Origin of the sequence: Nocardia sp. NPDC004860, from assembly GCF_040609015.1 — a bacterium.
In the GTDB taxonomy this organism is placed as follows: Bacteria; Actinomycetota; Actinomycetes; order Mycobacteriales; family Mycobacteriaceae; genus Nocardia.
On record NZ_JBEXJI010000024.1, the window covers coordinates 114949 to 130731 of the forward strand.

Consider the following 15783-nt stretch of genomic DNA (forward strand, 5'->3'; position numbering starts at 1 on the left):
AGACCCGCACCTGCCCCAACGGATGCGGCACGCAGATCACCACCGTGCCGAGGATTTGGACCGACCCGGGCGAAGCCTCCGAATGGTTCGATGATTTGAGCACTGCGACACGGTGATGAGGGTGCCGCTACTGGCCCAGTTATCAGGGTGGGTACGTCCTGGCCGCCTATCCTGTGGTCAGTGAGATGCGCAGGGCGGGCTGAATGGGTAGTCGGCTGCGTAGCTCGACCACAGGTCGGGTGTCAAGATGTCATGGGTCATTTCGCAGATGCGGTGTGCAGCGCCTGTCACGTCCAGGTTCAGAACGATCATGAGTCCATTGACGCCGGTTTGGAGTAGATATCCGGTGCTGCGCAGGAACTCGATAGGTCCGCTGTGGTCGGCTGCGGTGTTGGCAACGATTGATGGTCCGGAGCGTTTCGTTTGCCCTGGGGCGGACATTTCCGATAACTGGATGCCGCCGTCTTTGATGACGCTGGCGAGCAACTGCCGATCGGGGCGGATCTCGGCGCTTCCGTAGGAGATCCCGGATAGGTTGAAAACTCCGAGCGACTGCGGGTTTCGTGGGTCGGCGGTGTTCCATCCGTAAACCGCGGTGTTGGTGGTGGCGATGAGCGCCGACCCGCCTGAATCCACTGCTTCCAGATCGGTGAACAGCATTCCTTCGGGTGCAGGAATCTTGTCGATGAGCCTCGGCTCGAAGGCATCCGAGGTCGTCCAGATCTTGATCGATTGTTCCGCCCCGTTCGGTGTCTGGTCGTTGCCGAGCGTGTAGAGGATGTGGCGGTCTCGATGGTCGATCTCGGTGGCGAGAATCCGCGTTCTCCGCTCGGGATCGTTGTATAGCGCCGACGACGGGATGACCCCGATTTGGCGTGGGGTCGAGGCCGTCGAAATGTCCCACAGTTGGTTCTCGGTCCCGTCGGTGAACGACGTGGCGAGAACATGGGAATCGTCGGCATATCGGCCGGACCAGATTCCGGGGATGACACCTTGTAGTTGCGGAACAGCGGGGTTCGAAATGTCGAATATCCGCAGTTGCTCCGATGATGGATCCGAGGCGAGCATCTGCTTGCCGTCGGCCCTGATCGCGACGTGATCGCCTGGCACGCCGGTGATTTTGTGGGGCTTGTAGGGATTGGAGATGTCGATCACCTGCAGATTCCCGTCGCCGTAGCCGGTGATCATGAGGTGTGCGTTCCGGTCGACCACGCGGGGTGCCAGGTGCCCTGCCAACCCTCCGATGATCGCCGGGGCCAGCGACCACAGCTGGACGGTTCCGTCTGCGTTGCCTGTGACGAGCCGATCATCGGAGGGCAGGAAGATCAGTGAGAGCACTCCGGTGAAGCAGGACCCCTCGGGATTGACGCATTTCGGTGGACCGCTGCGAAGTGGGGATCCCAGCGGGTGCGGCGTCCGGGGGTCGCTGACGTTCCACAGCCGCGCACCGTCGTCGACGCCGATCGCCAATGTGCGGCCGTCATGGCTGAACTCGAGCGCCCACACGCCGCTCCGGGTCGCTACGGGTAGCGGATTGCCGAGCAGATGAGGGTCGCTGTCGTCCCCGAAAGCCCACAGTTGAACGCTGGCGTCACCAAGCAGATCGGGCCGGATCTCGGTGCCGCCGAGTCCGATAGCCAGTGTGGAGGTGTTCGGGTCGAATGCGACCGCATCGATTCGGGTATCGGTTGGCGCGGTGAGTAGTGGGGTCGCTGTCGGTTGTGGCAGATCCAGTAACCACACCAGAGCCTGGGCTGGTTCGTCGTTTTTCGGGAGGTCGAATGCTCCGGACGGATCTCGGGCGGAATTGTTTGCCGTCACAAGTTTTCGGCCGCTGCGGTTGAAGGTCAATGAGCGCACCGGCAGTCGCGTGTGCAACACGGTGCGCGGAACGAGGGTGCCGGCATCAGTGACCGCCCACAGAGTGACCGAACCGTCCTCGTTGCCGGCCGCCAAAGTTCGCCCGTCCGGGCTGAACGCCAGGCGGACCGCGCTTTCCCCGCTTGCGAGAGCGGGTCCTAGAGGATGTGGCTGGGCGGGATCGGACAGATCCCACAGTCTTAAGGCCGCCAGGGTACCGATAGCGAGCCATGGATGGGACGGACTGAACACTACGGAGGAGACGGGTGCAACGTAGGTGTCGGGAATCAGCGCTGGGGTTCCGCTGGGGTCCGCGGTATTCCGAAGCAGTACCTGATGATCAGCGCCCGCCGAGGCCAGCGTCGAGCCATCCGCTGACAATGCCACCTGATAGACCAGGTCAGAGTGGCCGTTGAACCGAGTGGCCAAAGGCAGGGTCTGGAAACGCAGGACTCGTGAGCGAAGCTCAGCGTCGTTGGGACGCAACTGAAACGCGGCGAGCGCCAACTGTGCAGCCAACGAGGGATCGGTGGCTTCCATGGCTTCGGCTTGCGAGGCCAGCGAGGCGATGAGTTCTTCTCGTCGGCTCTGGGAGGCAAGGTCGGCCTGATGGTCAGCGCGACTGTTCACCACGTAAGCCAAGGTCGCCAGGGCCAGCACGATAACCGCGGTCAGCGCGGCAACAGCGTTGAGGACGGTGGTGCGCCGTTCTCGGCGACGCCGCTCGTGTTCGGCGGCGGCCAGGAACTCAGTGGCCACGCCTCCTAATGCGCTGCTATGCACATGGTTACGCATCTCGGCCAGCTGCGCTGCGGAGTAGAGCCTCGATGCGGGGCGTCCGGTGTTGTGCCACTCGCCGGCGTCGGTGGTCACACGCTGCCGTTCGAGGACACCGACCCGGTCCTCGTCAAGCCAATTACGCAGTCGCTGCCAGTTGTCCAACACGACTTCATGGGTGAGGTAGACGAGGTCCTTCTCCAGGGTGACGAGCCGGCTGCGAGCCAGCACATCCACCACGAGTGCGGCCTCGGGATCGCCAGCGACGTCGTCGCGAGCAACGACGCGGCGAGTGTCCTTGGCGTCACGCCCGGCATTGACCAGCGCCAGCAGAACGTTCTTCGCTGCGGAACGCTGGGCCTCGGTCAGTTCGTCCCAAGCGTTTTCGGCGGTGGCTGTGACCGAGCCCCGGACACCGCCAGCGGCGCGGTAACCGTCGACCGTCAGTTTGCGGCCCTTACGATGACGCCAGGTCGCAGCCATGACATGCGAGAGCAGCGGCAGCAGGCTCGGGTCGTAACTGCGGCGTCCGGCCGGGTCGGTTCCGTCTCCGAGCCCGCACAACTCGTTGATGACCAGCTCACACAACCCGCTGTCGAGAGTGCAGCCGGCCAGCGCAGCCGGGCGGGTCACCGCACGGGTGAGTTCCTCATGATCCATCGGGCCAAGCAGATAGCTGCGCTCGCTCAACGTGTCCAGCAGCACCGGGTAGTCCATGCACCGGGCGTAGAAGTCGGCACGCACTGCGACGACGACCGTGGTCGGTGACCCGGCGTCCGCAGAGGTGAGGACGGATTCGAGGGTATCGAGGAAGGCGGTGCGGTCCCGGTCGGATTCGCGGGTGGTGAACAACTCCTCGAACTGATCGACGATGAGCAACCGGTGTGCGCTTGTCCCCCAAGCGATCTCGGTGATCGCCTGATCCTCGACCCGCCCCGGGGTTATCGTGCGGGCATCCCAGCCCTGGGTCGCCAGCGTAGCGGTCACACCCGCTGCGAGCAGCGACGACTTTCCCGCACCTGACGCGCCGACCAGCGCCACCATGCGACCCTCATGGCCTCGAATGAGGGTGACCAGTTCCGCGGTCGCTTGTTCACGGCCGGAGAAGAATTCGTGATCGGACTCCCGGTATTCGGTGAGGCCCGGATACGGGCAGCGGGTGGCGACGGCCGACTCGCTTTTCTCCTGAGCCTTATGCCAGAGGTGTTTCCACTGCTGCTCACTCAGCAGGCGTGCCGACACCGGTCGGTCCGACTCGCGGGCCCACCGCCACAGCACGCTCAGAACGGGATCGAGGGTCTCCCACTGACGGGGAACCGCACGCCCGGCTTTCCAATCGCTGATGCGCTGCATGGGAACCGGGTCCTTACGCCCCGGCAAGTCTCCCGTGGCCCGCGACACCGCCTCGAGGGTGGGGTTTCCCGCTGCCGCATACAACTCGGTGAAGCGTTGCTGGAAAACGGTTCTCGGTGCAACCCGTCGTACTGAATCACCCGGTGCCGACACTCACTCCCCCTCTGGTTCCGCGCGGCCTTCATCGTCGGCCGACACCCCGCCGGCCGCAACCACGGCGGACACCATCCGACATCCGAGCTCCGGAACGGAAACCCAAAGAACCACAGCTGAACTGCGCGAATACACGGCGGACCCGGACTGAGCCCGCCATATTGACGAGCAAGGGCGCGAGCATGACCAGTACCGGACCGAGCACCGTTCACGGGCCCACCCGCCGGAACCATTCCTCTCGGAAGGACAGGGAGCACAATCATGAAACGACTTGTTCTGGCAGCCGCCGCGTTGCTGACCCTCGTGACAGCGAGCGCCACCACGGAACCGGCAGCGCACGCCTTGCCGCCGAGATGGGGTGCGGTTGCCTACTCGGACAGCACGGGTTGGTTCGGGATCGCGTGGGACTCCCCGACACTCGCTGACGCGGTCGCCGCGGCGAAGGACAAGTGCCGATATAGCGACTGTCGATACGTATTCAGCTGGAAGAACGGCTGTATGGCCATCGCGAAAGGCTCGGGCGGTATCGCCTTCGGCAGCGCCTTCTCACAGCCGGTTGCCGACAGGATGGCTCGCACGAAAGCCGGCCCCGACGCCTACGTGATCAAACAGGCATGCACCAGGTCGACGTACTGATCGCCGCCACATCCCCCAGCCGTCGCGGGCCGCGACGTTCGCGTTCGTGGGGCTTGGTCCTCTCGATCAACCATCTTCAGGCTGCTGTATCGCGGTCCGGCATTCGCCGCGCAGATCTGGGTGGATCTGGTCGATCGCCGCGGCGATGTTGTGGGCAAAGGAAGCCCCGTAATGGAACTCGACGCCTCCCAGGCAACACAACAATGCCTGTACGCCCGACCATCCCGCCGGATCCGGCGCGGCGCGGGCCAGCGCCTCGGCCCACCCGCACGTAGTTCACGCGACACCGATCGGAGCAAGCACGCAGCAGCCGGTTCCGCTGTCATTCGTCGTGACGAGAGCGGCGGACACCGCACTGACGAATCGCATCCAGGGATGTTCAAATCCCCCGCTGTACCGCGGGCCTCGACGAACCATCCACCGGTGGCTCCAGCCCGGCGCAAGTCGAAGCTTCCCTGCAGTGAATAAATCGCTGGGCGATCTTGACGGCGGGTCGCGCAGCCCTCGTTCTAGGGTGTGCAGGTGACGCTGCCATCCACCGCCGCAGTCGACTGGCTTACGAAGAGCGATCTGACTCAGTACCTGCGCTGCAGGCAGGGTTTCGTGCTCCTACGCGGCGGAGAAGTCGCCGAGTCCGCGGCGGTGGGCACGGCCGCGCGCACCGTCATCGACGCGGGCACCGACTTCGACCACGCAGCACGCGCCGCGGCCACCCCGATAGTCGACGACACTGGCAAACCGGTCGCGATTGACGATCTGTTTGCCACCGACACGTTCGTGCTCACCGATCATCTCTTCGTCAACCGCGACCTGCGATTTCGAGGAATCCCAGACGGAATCAACATGGCTTCGGGCGAGCTCCAGCCGCTCGAGATCAAGAACCGGTCCCGGCAGATGCCGACCGATCTGCTGGAGCTGGCGTTCTACTGGATGCTGCTCGAGCCGCACCGACTCGTGCCGCACGCCAACCCGGTCGGGTGGCTCCAGCTCTCTGACGGGACGGGCAGTCTGGCAGACCCGATCCAACTCGACATCCCCGCGGAAGCGTTTGCGCAGGTGCACGAGGTGGCCGCGCAGGCGCGTTCGGCTCTCACAGAAGGGGTCGAGCGGTTCTGGTGTGACTGCAGCGTGTGCCGCCAGCACCCCCGCCCTGCGGGTCCGGCCGCACGCCGGACAGCCCCCGTGACGGTCATCAACGGAATCGGCCGCAGCACCCGTGACGCCCTCGTCAGCGGCGGTGTCAACACGGTGGGAGATCTCGTCGACCTGTCCCGCGAGCACATCCGGTCCGTGCTGGCACCCCGACAACGTCGGATGTCGTCGGACGCCACGATCGACAGCTGGAAGGAACATGCACGGGTGTTCATCGCGAACTCCCCGAAACTGAAGCCGGGCCGGCATGATCGGCTGCCCGACCGGTTCATCGCGCTCGATCTCGAATACGAGACCTCCACGCCGTCGGTGGTGTGGCTGTTGTGTGCGCACACGGTCGGTGTTGAGAGTCCGCACCGGATCACGGTCTTGGCCGACGAGAGCGGGCAGGCGGCGTTGATCGGCGATTTCGCAGCATTCTTGGCCAAGTATCCAGGGCTTCCCGTTGTGACCTGGGCCGGGACATCAGCTGACCTCCCAGCATTCACGCGCACGATCGAGCGGTACCCGATGCCGGAATCCCTCGATACCGCAGCCTTCCTCGAGACCCTCGAATCACGACACCTCGACCTGCACCGTTGGACGACGAAGGTGCTCGATCTCCCGATTCCAGGCCGGCGTGTCAAAGTCGTCGCTGAGTCCTTCGGGCTCGCCATCGACACCGCCGTCGGAGATGGACTGATGGCGAGCATTCTGTGGCATCGATATCGACAGACCGGCGACGCTGAGCTGAAGGACCGACTGATCGCCTACAACCAGTCCGACGTCACGATCCTCGCCGGCGTCCACGCGCACCTCAAAGCCATTCACACCGGAACCACTCCCCCAGTGCTTGGGCCGCCGCAGTTTTCACACGACGAGTTCATCTCCCGCGAGACACCCCCACAACCGCCCCTGGAAGCCGGCCATCAGGACGGCTCCCGGCGACGCACGCTCTGGGAGCGACTGCGAAACCGGATCGGCCGCGGGGCAGCCCCAGCTTCACCGTGAGCTTCGCGGGCGCGTCGGCGACACTGCAACGGCCTGCCGTTTCCACACGCACCGCAATCCGCAGCGTCGAATCCGCGGCACCGCAAAAGCCACTGAGGCGGCCGGGAATGCCTGCAGGGGTGAACCAACCGCGGATCCTGGGCGGTCGTCCGGTCAGGGGCGTGTAGGTTCGACGGTATTGAGTTGGATGGCGTGGTTGGCGATATCGCTGCCGACGGCACAGGGGACCGGTAGCAGCAGCAGGGTCGCCAGAGCCCAGATGGCCAATCGGGTGCGGGTGATCGCAGCAATGATCACGCAGCCCAGTCCGATCACCAAGACTGCGGCCATTCCCAGCAGAGAGACGTTGATGCCCCGGCCGACCTGGTCCATGCAGGGACTGGTGGGCGCACACGAATCGGCGGCCATCACGAACATCCCGGTGAGCATTGTCAGAAAGATCGCGAGTAGGAAGGCCACCGCGAGACACAGGACGGCGATCCCTTTGTCCCACACGGGGATTCGTCGGCGTCGGATCGGCGAACTCGGCTCCCGGGCGTGTGTCGTCCTCATGCAAGCCAGCATCGCCCCGTCACTGCCCCCGGCGGATCCGTAGATCTACCCAGCGGGCGGAAGAACTGGGGAACTTGACGGGCGTCCTGCCTCAACGATCGTGGCCAGGCCTCGGTAGACCTGGCCAATCGCCACCGACCATTCCTGCCGAAGTTGATCTTCGAGGCTGTGAAAGCTCTTCAGGTGCACCAAAATTGGTGCACCTCTCTCGAAAGGTCGATACGTGCCCAAGCACTTGATCACGATGGCAGCGATGGCGGTGGCCGCGGTTGCGGTCACGGGCTGCAGCGACCACCGCAGCAGCCCGTTGACTCCGCCGTCTCCGCAGACCTCGGCACCCGTCCTCGGCGGCGGCCAGCTCCCGGACGTGATCGACGTCCCGACCACCATCCCGGCATCGACAACATCGTCGACCATGGCCGGATGACGGTCCGTCAGGCTCGACCGCTACCCCGAAGGCCTTGCGCAGGAGGATGTCTCGACCAGGCATGGGCTGCTGCTCGATCCCTAGCCGGTCGGGATGCTGTGGCGCAGTTCGTCGGCGGCCCCGCGTAGCGGTCTCGCGGACAAGAACGCCGAGCGCGCGGAGTTGCAGCGCGACCTCGAGTACATGCGCCCCGGCGACACCCGGCGCCGATACCGCGGAGGGAAAGCGCTGGGATCCACCCTCAACCTACGGTATCGTAGGTTTTGTCGCCCGGATTGTGGGGGCAGTGAATTCTCCTACCCCACTTACCCTTTCGGATGACACGAGCTGGACGCTGGTAGCGACAGTGAATCGAGCACGACGCCCGTCTTTCGGAGCGTCCTGCGGGCCAGCGGAATTCGCGCTGGAACCTCGCCCTTGCCGGTTTGGCTGCCATTTCATGCCGTGTGCTCAGGAGAATCACCGTGCGAAAAGCGCTCGTCATGGCCGGGACCGCTGACCCGGTCGCATCCAGGCCGCCCGCCGCAGCCGCCTCGGCCGACACCGTCCGGGCCTGCACCACCACCGACTGCTCGGCGCTGGGACCGATCCAGAATCCCAGAAGCCCGACCACCAATGCCGTCCCTCTCGACCCCGATGACTCCTGAAGCAAACGGCACGCCGACGCTGCGAACCCGCTCGGCGGGTTCACCGTGGGAGCGCCGCCCCCACCGACACTGCACTGCCGGCGCAATGCTGTTGAGCAGCGCCAGCTTCTGAGAGGTCACCACCCACAGGTGCGGCGATTCGAGCTCCGCCACGGCGCGCACCCCAGCCCGGTCCAGACCTAGAGCGAGTTCCCGACGCCGCCAAAACCCCGGCGACAGCCAGGACGGACCGTCGACAGGCGCCCCGCAACACGACGGTGACGTTGGGCGCACCCCTCGATCACCCACCCGGATCCCGAAGCCGCGCGGGCCTCCCACAGGCCTGCGACGGCCCAGCTCGGCCCGCTGCGATTCCACCCGGGCCCAAGTGCGTGAGGACACGGCGCACCCAGAAGTAAAGGCGGCGACGCTGCTGCCCGGTCCCACGCCAAAGTCCTGTCCGGGCTCGGTCAGCCGTACCGGCCTCATCGCTGCCACCCGTCACATCGCCAACAGCGCAGAGCCAGCGGTATCCGCTTGAAATCTGCTGCGCTGCAACCGAACAGAGATTTCAATGACGCTGCCAGATGCCGGGACTCCCCGCCCGAAACGGCTGCTCACCCAGAATTCCGATCTCAAACGGATCGGGGTGTGGAACTGGACGTTGCCCGCGTGGGCAGTGAGGCTCTCGGACGGCCGCACGGTCAACACGTGCCCGTCGGCCGGGGTGTGCGCACAGGTCTGCTATGCCCGCCACGGCACCTACCGATTCCCCGTCGTGCGCGCCAAACACGAAGCGAACCTGCTGTTCGTGCTCGACGACCTACCCGGCTGGCAGGCAGCCATGACCACCGAGCTGTCGGCCCGGCGGTTCCGCGACGCCTGGATCCGCATCCATGACGCCGGCGACTTCTTCTCCGACGCCTACCTCACCGCGTGGCTGGCGGTCGCGGCCGCGCACCCAGGGGTCGAATTCTATTCGTACACAAAGGAGATCAACCGCTTCCGCCGCCTCGTCGAGCCGGACCCGCCGCCGAATTTCCGATGGGTCTACTCCTATGGAGGCCGCCAGGACGCTGCGATCACCGAGCACGACCGGCGCGCGGACGTCTTCCCCGACGAAGCAGCGATCGCCGGCGCGGGCTGGTCATCACAATCGCCCTCCGATCTGCTCGCCGTCCTCGGGCCCCGGCAGGTCGGCGTGCCTGCCAACCGCATCCCGGCCGCCAACAAGAAGATTGCAGGCCGCCGATTCTCGCACTGGCAGGCAAGCCACGACGCCGCGCAGGCCGCCCGCCGCGCGCCCACCGCGCGCTCGAGTAACCGGGCTTCTGACCGAGGACCGCAATACCGGCAACCCGTTGTTTTTTCGGCGAGTTCTACCGGGACCCCGTACATCGTCGTGCGTATCCTGCATCAACGCATGGACATCGACCGTTCTGTCGCCAGTTAGATCTGTTGCTGCTCAACGCTGTTGGGGCTCGATCTTGGCTGCTCATGATCATGCCTGGTTGGGTGCGGCAGTGCAACAGCCGTTGGTGTCGGGTGTGGTGGATCAGCAGGGGCCGATCATGGTCTGCCGGGCGCGGCGTCGGCGGCCGGTGTCGAGGTCGGCGACCGGGGCCTTGGCTTGGGCGGTGTCGTTCTGCAGGGTCAGCAGGTTGATGACCGAGGCGTAGAGCTGTAGCTGTTGCTCGAGTTCGGCGCAGTGGGCGCGCAATTCGGCGTGCTCGGCCTTGAGCTTGTCGTAGGCGCTGGGCTCCGCGGTCACGTGTGCAGCCTGGGAGGTTTTGACGCGGGCCTGGAACAGCTCTTTGAGGTCGGTGTGCTGGTGTGTGAGGTGCCAGCGGCCCAGGTTCGCCTCGACGGCGAGTTGGGAGATGCTGAGTCGGCCGGTGGAGCGCAGGGGTTTTCCGGCGAGGAGGCGGTCCATGGCGGCGAGGATCTTCTTGCGGACAGGGTCTTTCTCGGTGGCGGCGGTTGGGTTCACTGGTGGTTCTCCAGGATGGTGTCGAGGCGGTCGAGCTCGTGCTGCTCGCGGTGGTGGCGGATCGGTGGGGCGAGTGGGTCAGCGACGATCTCAGCGAGTTCGTCTCGGCGCGTTCGTATTTCGGCGATGTCGCGGTCGGTGCGGGCGATGTTGGGGCAGCGTGGACGGCAGTCACCGATGTCGGGGGTGACCATGGGGTCCTCGGTGGTGACGCGGAGCTGGCAAGCGGCTTGGTGGGGGTCGAAGACGCAGGTCATGGCGTGGCCGTGGAAGATCTGTAGCAGCGGGTTGCCCAGGAGGTCGCGGGCTTGTTTTCTGCTGGTGAGGACGTGACCGGCGAATTGTTTGTGGGCGGCGGAGATTCGCGTCCTGTAGGCGTCGGCGGCTGGGCCGCTGACGTGTTCGCCGGCGTCGAGTTTCTGCTGGTTTTCGCTGAGTTCGTCGAGGCGGGCCAGGAAGTCCTCGAAGGCGTAGTCGTCGGGGAACCCGGAGGCGAGATCGCCGGCGTAGCCCTGGAAGATGCGGGTGCCGACGTGCCCGTATTGCAGTGCCCCAGCGACGAGACCGCGCGGGCGTCGCCGGATGAACCATCCCAGCGTCCGCCGGAATCGTGACAGGGTGATCCGGCCGTTCGGGTCTGCGGGAATGCCGACGACGCCGAGGTCATGGCTGTGGGCGTTGACCCAGTCGATGAAAGCGTCGAGATCTCTCGCGATCTGACTGGAAACACGGGCTTCGCCGGTGCGGGTGGCGATGGCGTGTCGTCGTGCATGGTCGATGCGGTTGGCGAACAGCAAGTCGTTGCTGTGCAGCCGTTGCAGCGTGGCGACCGCGGCCGCGACGGGTTCGACCACGACCCAGGGATCGTGGCGAGGTGCCCCGGCCGGGATCTTGTTGCCGTCTTGATCTCGTGCGTTCTTGAAGTAGGTGCCCGACATCAGCCAGAGTCCGGTGGCGGGGTCGTGGTGGACGCATCCGCGCCGCAGATCGAGGACCTCGCCGGGCCGCGCGCCGGACAAATATCCGATCACGACAGCGCAGGCGCTGCGCAAGTGGTGCGCCAGCTCCGGAGCTTCGAAATGGGCGATCGGACGATCTCGCCAGGGCCTGCCGTCGATCTTCGCTGTGATAGGTGTGTCGAGGTATGCGTTGTCCGCCAGGGGAATTGCGGACTCGATGATGAGTTTTCCGGGTGCCTCCCTTTTGAGGGAGTGTGGCGTGTATTCCAGGATTCGCCCCAGATGCTGCCAGTCGATTTCGGGGGCGCCGCCCGGCCCGATTCGCCCTGGCAAGGTCCCGCCGGTGCGGCGCAGATGGTTGAGGTAGTCGATGACGTTCTGCCGGTTCTGGCCTCGGGGCGGACGGACGATGGAGCCGCGCCGGCGGCGCCCTTCGACGGTGCGGCTCTGCAGGAACAGGTGCTCGGCGTAGGCGGCGACGATGTCGTCGGCGAAGTCCTCGACGAACCGTAGTGACCAGGCCAGCAACGATTGCATCGTGTTCTCCGCGATCCTCGGTGTCGCGTTGTCCCTGGCTGGAATGCGTTTGCCGAGCAACTCGTAGCCTCGGTCGCCGTCCCAGGGGATCGGGGCTGGCAGCCGCATATCCTCCGGCAGCGTGTCGCGGTAGGACCATAACCGTCGAACCAAGGTGACCCGGTCGTGCTTGCGGGCCAGGGGGATATCGGCGGCGCTGAGGTCGGCCAGGTAGTCGTCGAGCAGGTCGGCAGTCACCTGCCGCAGTTCGGTGACCCCGTGACGGTGCAGCCAGATCGTGAATTCTCTCAGGCAGTTCTGATAGGCCGTGATGGTCCGGATCGAGCATCGGCTGATCTTGGCGCGGTTGATCGGGATCGGGCAGTCGGTGTTGATCAGTTGCCAGACAAAGTGTTTCGCCGTCAATCGCAGAGGTTCCGGGATGAGGGCGAAGTTCCAGCTGTTGGCCTCGGCGGAGGCTTCGAAGATCGCGGCGTTGAGATGCCATCGATCGTCGCCGAACCGGGACAAGGTGGTCGGGTCGGTTCCGGGGACCAGTTCCCGGTCGACGAGCACCGGGGTGTCCTCGGTGGGGATCTCGATGCCGGGTGCGGGTGAAAAGTGTGTGAGTGCAGGGTTTGTCATCGCAGGTCGAGCTCCCTGTTGAGGAATCGTTCGACGACGGCGCGGTCGGTGTCGGTGCCCGCGCTACGGGCGTCGGCAACAGCGATGTCGTCGTGGCTGGCGAGCAGATCGGCGAGCTGGGCGTGCGGCAGCGCGAACCGCTGGACCCAGGTCAGGGGTGTCATCTCGGACTTGCGGGCCTCAAGGCGATCGTGGACGAGGACCTGAATCGGCAGATGCCGGGGTAATGCCCGTGCGCAGGAACAGCCCAGGCATTGCATGAACGAGGCCCGGCAACCCTCGCCGGGCGTCGAGTCCGATCCAGCGCCGTCATCGACGCAGGCGGCCATCACTGTGTCGAGCTCGCCGGCGATCAGGCGCTCGAGGGTGGCCGTGTCGATGCCGTGCGCGGCGGCCACTGCATCTGGGTCGGTGCGTGCCCTCGCGAGGTCGGCCGCAGTGAGTTGGGCGATGACTGCTCTGGCGCGAGCCTTGTCGACCTCCTCGCTCAGAGCGCGGGCGACGACCCCCTGGTAGTCGGCCAGGGCGCCGCGGTTGCGCGCGAGATAGTCGTTGACCAGAGTCGTTTCCCGATGCGCGACCGGCTTCTGATGCAGTTCGAGATAGGTCAGCCGCAGCAGGTCCATGCGAACCCGCAGCGGGAGTTCGTTGCCGTCGTCGTCGGTCTCGTCGGCCATCAGGCGATGCGATTCGCCCCAGCGCCGCAGCCAGTTGTCCGGATTGATCCGCCGAAGACCGCGCCCGATGTCGGCTCCGCCGGCTGCGTGATAACCGATGAAAATCTTGTCCGTGCCCATGATTTCGCGTGATCGTGTGGTCAGCTCGATCATCAGCGAGTAGAGGCCGAACGGCGTGTGCAGTTCATCGCGTGCGGAAAGTTCCTCGGGCCGCTCAGGGATGCTGATCCAATCCGGGACCTCGCTCAGCGCGATGTCCATGTAGGCGCGACGGCCGCGGCGAGGCTTGTGAGCGCCCAGGATCGCGGTGGCCGTCGGCCCGGTGTGACCGTCAGCGCGGTGATGGGCCACTGCAGTGTTCATGATGACGCTCGGGTTCTGGCCGGTCATGATCGCCAGCAGGATCGCGGCGGCGATGGCATCGCTGCCGGTCGGAAAGAGCTGGCCGACGACCTTGGCCGTCGCGCCGAGCCGTTTGACCCATGGCGACGGTATGCCGGATGCGGATCGAGGAACATCACCGTGGCGGTCGATGAAATCGAGCAGTTCCAGACGTCGGTCGGGGGCAACCAGATTCCCGGCTCGATAGTCGCCCAGCTCTGCCCGATTGCGGCGGATCCGTTCAGCGGCTTCCCGTAGGTCCCCGCGCGCGGCCGCGGCGATCCGTTTGAACTCGTCTCGGCTGTAGCTGGCTTTGCCGATGCTGGCCGGGCGTGGTGGGTTCGGCTCGCTCAGCTTGGCTTTCAGCCCGTCGCTGACCTCGTCGCTGTGCCGCAGAACTCGTTTGAGCGGCCCCAATTCCCTCGCCGGGTCGTCAGTGAACGCTCGGCGGTGAAGGGCGAACTCGTCGAGGTGTTCGCCGGTGATATCGCGCAGGCCGCCGGGTGCAACCGGCAGCGCTGCCAGATAGTCGCAGAACCGAGACAGCGCGCGGAACGCGTGCCCGAACGAGATCATCGCCGTCATGCCGCCGCCAGGTGCAGTGCGCCGCGCGAAGGCAACCGCCAGCTCGCGCTGCAACTTCGAGGTCACCGCCAACGCGGAAAAGTCGAAATCACGCTGCGCGCTGCCATCCTGAGCGAAGCAACGAACCACCAAACCGTCACCGAGAAGACCTCGGGCAGTGGCGGTTTCGGTGTCGGGCAGGGTGGCTTTGCGTCCCCGCCGGCTCATCGGGCGATCGCCAGCGGATCCGCGATGACACGTGGATGGCCGGTGAGCGCCTCGACAACGAACTTGTCGACGTCGAGCCCGTCGACCTGTGCGAGCAGAATCTCCACCGACAGGTTCCGGAACGGTTCCAGGTAGACCGATTTCGTGGTCTCGACCCGCCGGTGCCCCAGGATGGTCTGCACCAGATCCCAGGTGTCGCCGAACTGCTCACGGAAGTCACGGGTCTCTTCCGCGTCCAAATGCCCGATCTGTTTGGCGTAGACCAGTTTTCCGACCGAGAACCAACGCAGGGCCGCGCTGTGGCGACCCATGTGGGCAGTGACGTGGAAGTTGCCCAGCCCCAACGCCGCGACGCGGGCGTTGGCGGCGTCGAAGGAGTGGTGCCAGCCATGCGGATCACGCGGCGTCCCGTCCTCGTTCAACCACAACCACACCGGCTCCAACCCCGCTGGCGTCTCCCGGAACATCCTGCGCCGCAACGTCGGCCGCACCATGTTCCAATCCCGCACGACCCAGCCACCCGCCTCCTCATCGGGCATCACCACCGCCCCGCGGCGCCGGTCGACGTCGACCACCATCCGCCGGGGCGATCGCTCATAGATGCCCGCCTCCTGCGCCTGGCGGACCGCCCGCGCCCGCGCCCCTTCGATATAGGCCCAAACCGCGCTCAACGCGCGGCGCGAGATCCAATACCGGTGCCCATAGCCGCCCTTGGCGCACTTGTCGGCCAGCGTGCAAGTGTAGAAACCGCGGCCGACCTCCAGCCGAGGCAGTTCCGGCAACACCACGCTCGACCACTCGCTCAACCGCAACGCGGTGCCGTAGAGACCGTCGACGAACGCGGCATCACGTTGCTCATTGCGGCCCCGCCACGACCGATCCCGCCGCCCCGACAGGTCCCGCCCCCGCAGGCCGACATCGCGCCATCTCGACCACGCCGCCGGATCCACCCACTTCACCGACGCATTCCGCGTCGCCGCCGGATAGTCCACCTCGGCGAACACATCGACCACATCGCCATAACGGCTCGATGCCCACTGATAGAACTTCTTGCACGCTGCAACGTCTTTCGCGAACGTCGACGTCTGCACCGTTGCGGAATTCGCCGGATCGGTCAGCCGCCAGAACTCGAACTCCTCGACATGCTCGTCATCGGCCTGCCACCACGGACACGCCCTCGACTCGAGGAAGCTCAGCCACAACGCCAGCGAATGCACATAGTCGCGCCGCGTGTTGTCTGCCAACACCCCGAACTTCGCCGAGGCAAGGAACCGATTCACACGAACGTCAGGGAATC

Annotated in this window: 11 protein-coding genes; 5 read left to right on the forward strand and 6 right to left on the reverse strand. The window is 65.5% G+C overall.

All coding sequences use genetic code 11. The features are described 5' to 3' along the window. Positions 1–177: 177 nt before the first annotated feature. A complete protein-coding gene (locus ABZV44_RS33310) occupies positions 178–3990 on the reverse strand; it encodes a hypothetical protein (RefSeq protein ID WP_354845187.1) in 3813 nt (1270 codons plus the stop codon). A 414-nt stretch (positions 3991–4404) separates the two neighbouring features. Here ABZV44_RS33310 and ABZV44_RS33315 point away from each other — a divergent pair, with 414 nt between their 5' ends. Further along, positions 4405–4779 (forward strand): DUF4189 domain-containing protein, encoded by a 375-nt coding sequence (locus tag ABZV44_RS33315; RefSeq protein WP_354845190.1) that lies wholly within the window; start codon positions 4405–4407, stop codon positions 4777–4779. A gap of 522 nt (positions 4780–5301) precedes the next feature. Next, positions 5302–6921, forward strand: a complete 1620-nt coding sequence (locus tag ABZV44_RS33320) for a ribonuclease H-like domain-containing protein (RefSeq protein WP_354845193.1) — start codon at positions 5302–5304, stop codon at positions 6919–6921. A gap of 153 nt (positions 6922–7074) precedes the next feature. Here the strand turns inward: ABZV44_RS33320 and ABZV44_RS33325 are convergent, their stop codons facing one another. Continuing rightward, the gene (locus tag ABZV44_RS33325) at positions 7075–7416 is read right to left on the reverse strand and encodes a hypothetical protein (RefSeq protein ID WP_354845196.1); all 342 of its coding nucleotides are present in this window, start codon (positions 7414–7416) and stop codon (positions 7075–7077) included. Between the two features lie 280 nt (positions 7417–7696). Here ABZV44_RS33325 and ABZV44_RS33330 point away from each other — a divergent pair, with 280 nt between their 5' ends. The 3 genes from ABZV44_RS33330 to ABZV44_RS33340 all read left to right on the forward strand — a co-directional run bounded on the left by ABZV44_RS33330 (position 7697) and on the right by ABZV44_RS33340 (position 9979). Continuing rightward, positions 7697–7900 (forward strand): hypothetical protein, encoded by a 204-nt coding sequence (locus ABZV44_RS33330; RefSeq protein WP_354845199.1) that lies wholly within the window; start codon positions 7697–7699, stop codon positions 7898–7900. Positions 7901–8364: 464 nt separating this feature from the next. Next, on the forward strand, positions 8365–8547 hold the full coding sequence (locus ABZV44_RS33335) for a hypothetical protein (protein WP_354845202.1): 183 nt from the start codon (positions 8365–8367) through the stop codon (positions 8545–8547). 553 nt (positions 8548–9100) lie between these two features. After that, the gene (locus tag ABZV44_RS33340; RefSeq protein ID WP_354845205.1) at positions 9101–9979 is read left to right on the forward strand and encodes a hypothetical protein; all 879 of its coding nucleotides are present in this window, start codon (positions 9101–9103) and stop codon (positions 9977–9979) included. A gap of 102 nt (positions 9980–10081) precedes the next feature. Here ABZV44_RS33340 and ABZV44_RS33345 read toward each other — a convergent pair whose 3' ends face one another. Genes ABZV44_RS33345 through ABZV44_RS33360 form a run of 4 tightly spaced genes read right to left on the reverse strand, consistent with a single transcriptional unit; the run spans position 10082 to position 15730 of the window. Beyond that, the gene (locus ABZV44_RS33345; protein ID WP_354845207.1) at positions 10082–10516 is read right to left on the reverse strand and encodes a hypothetical protein; all 435 of its coding nucleotides are present in this window, start codon (positions 10514–10516) and stop codon (positions 10082–10084) included. Further along, entirely contained in the window at positions 10513–12636 is a 2124-nt protein-coding gene (locus ABZV44_RS33350) for a hypothetical protein (protein WP_354845210.1), read from the reverse strand. Before ABZV44_RS33350 ends, ABZV44_RS33345 begins: the two co-directional genes overlap by 4 nt. Next, positions 12633–14486, reverse strand: a complete 1854-nt coding sequence (locus tag ABZV44_RS33355) for a hypothetical protein (RefSeq protein WP_354845213.1) — start codon at positions 14484–14486, stop codon at positions 12633–12635. Before ABZV44_RS33355 ends, ABZV44_RS33350 begins: the two co-directional genes overlap by 4 nt. Further along, on the reverse strand, positions 14483–15730 hold the full coding sequence (locus ABZV44_RS33360) for a site-specific integrase (RefSeq protein ID WP_354845216.1): 1248 nt from the start codon (positions 15728–15730) through the stop codon (positions 14483–14485). The genes ABZV44_RS33355 and ABZV44_RS33360 overlap by 4 nt, the downstream gene beginning before the upstream one ends. Positions 15731–15783 lie beyond the last annotated feature (53 nt).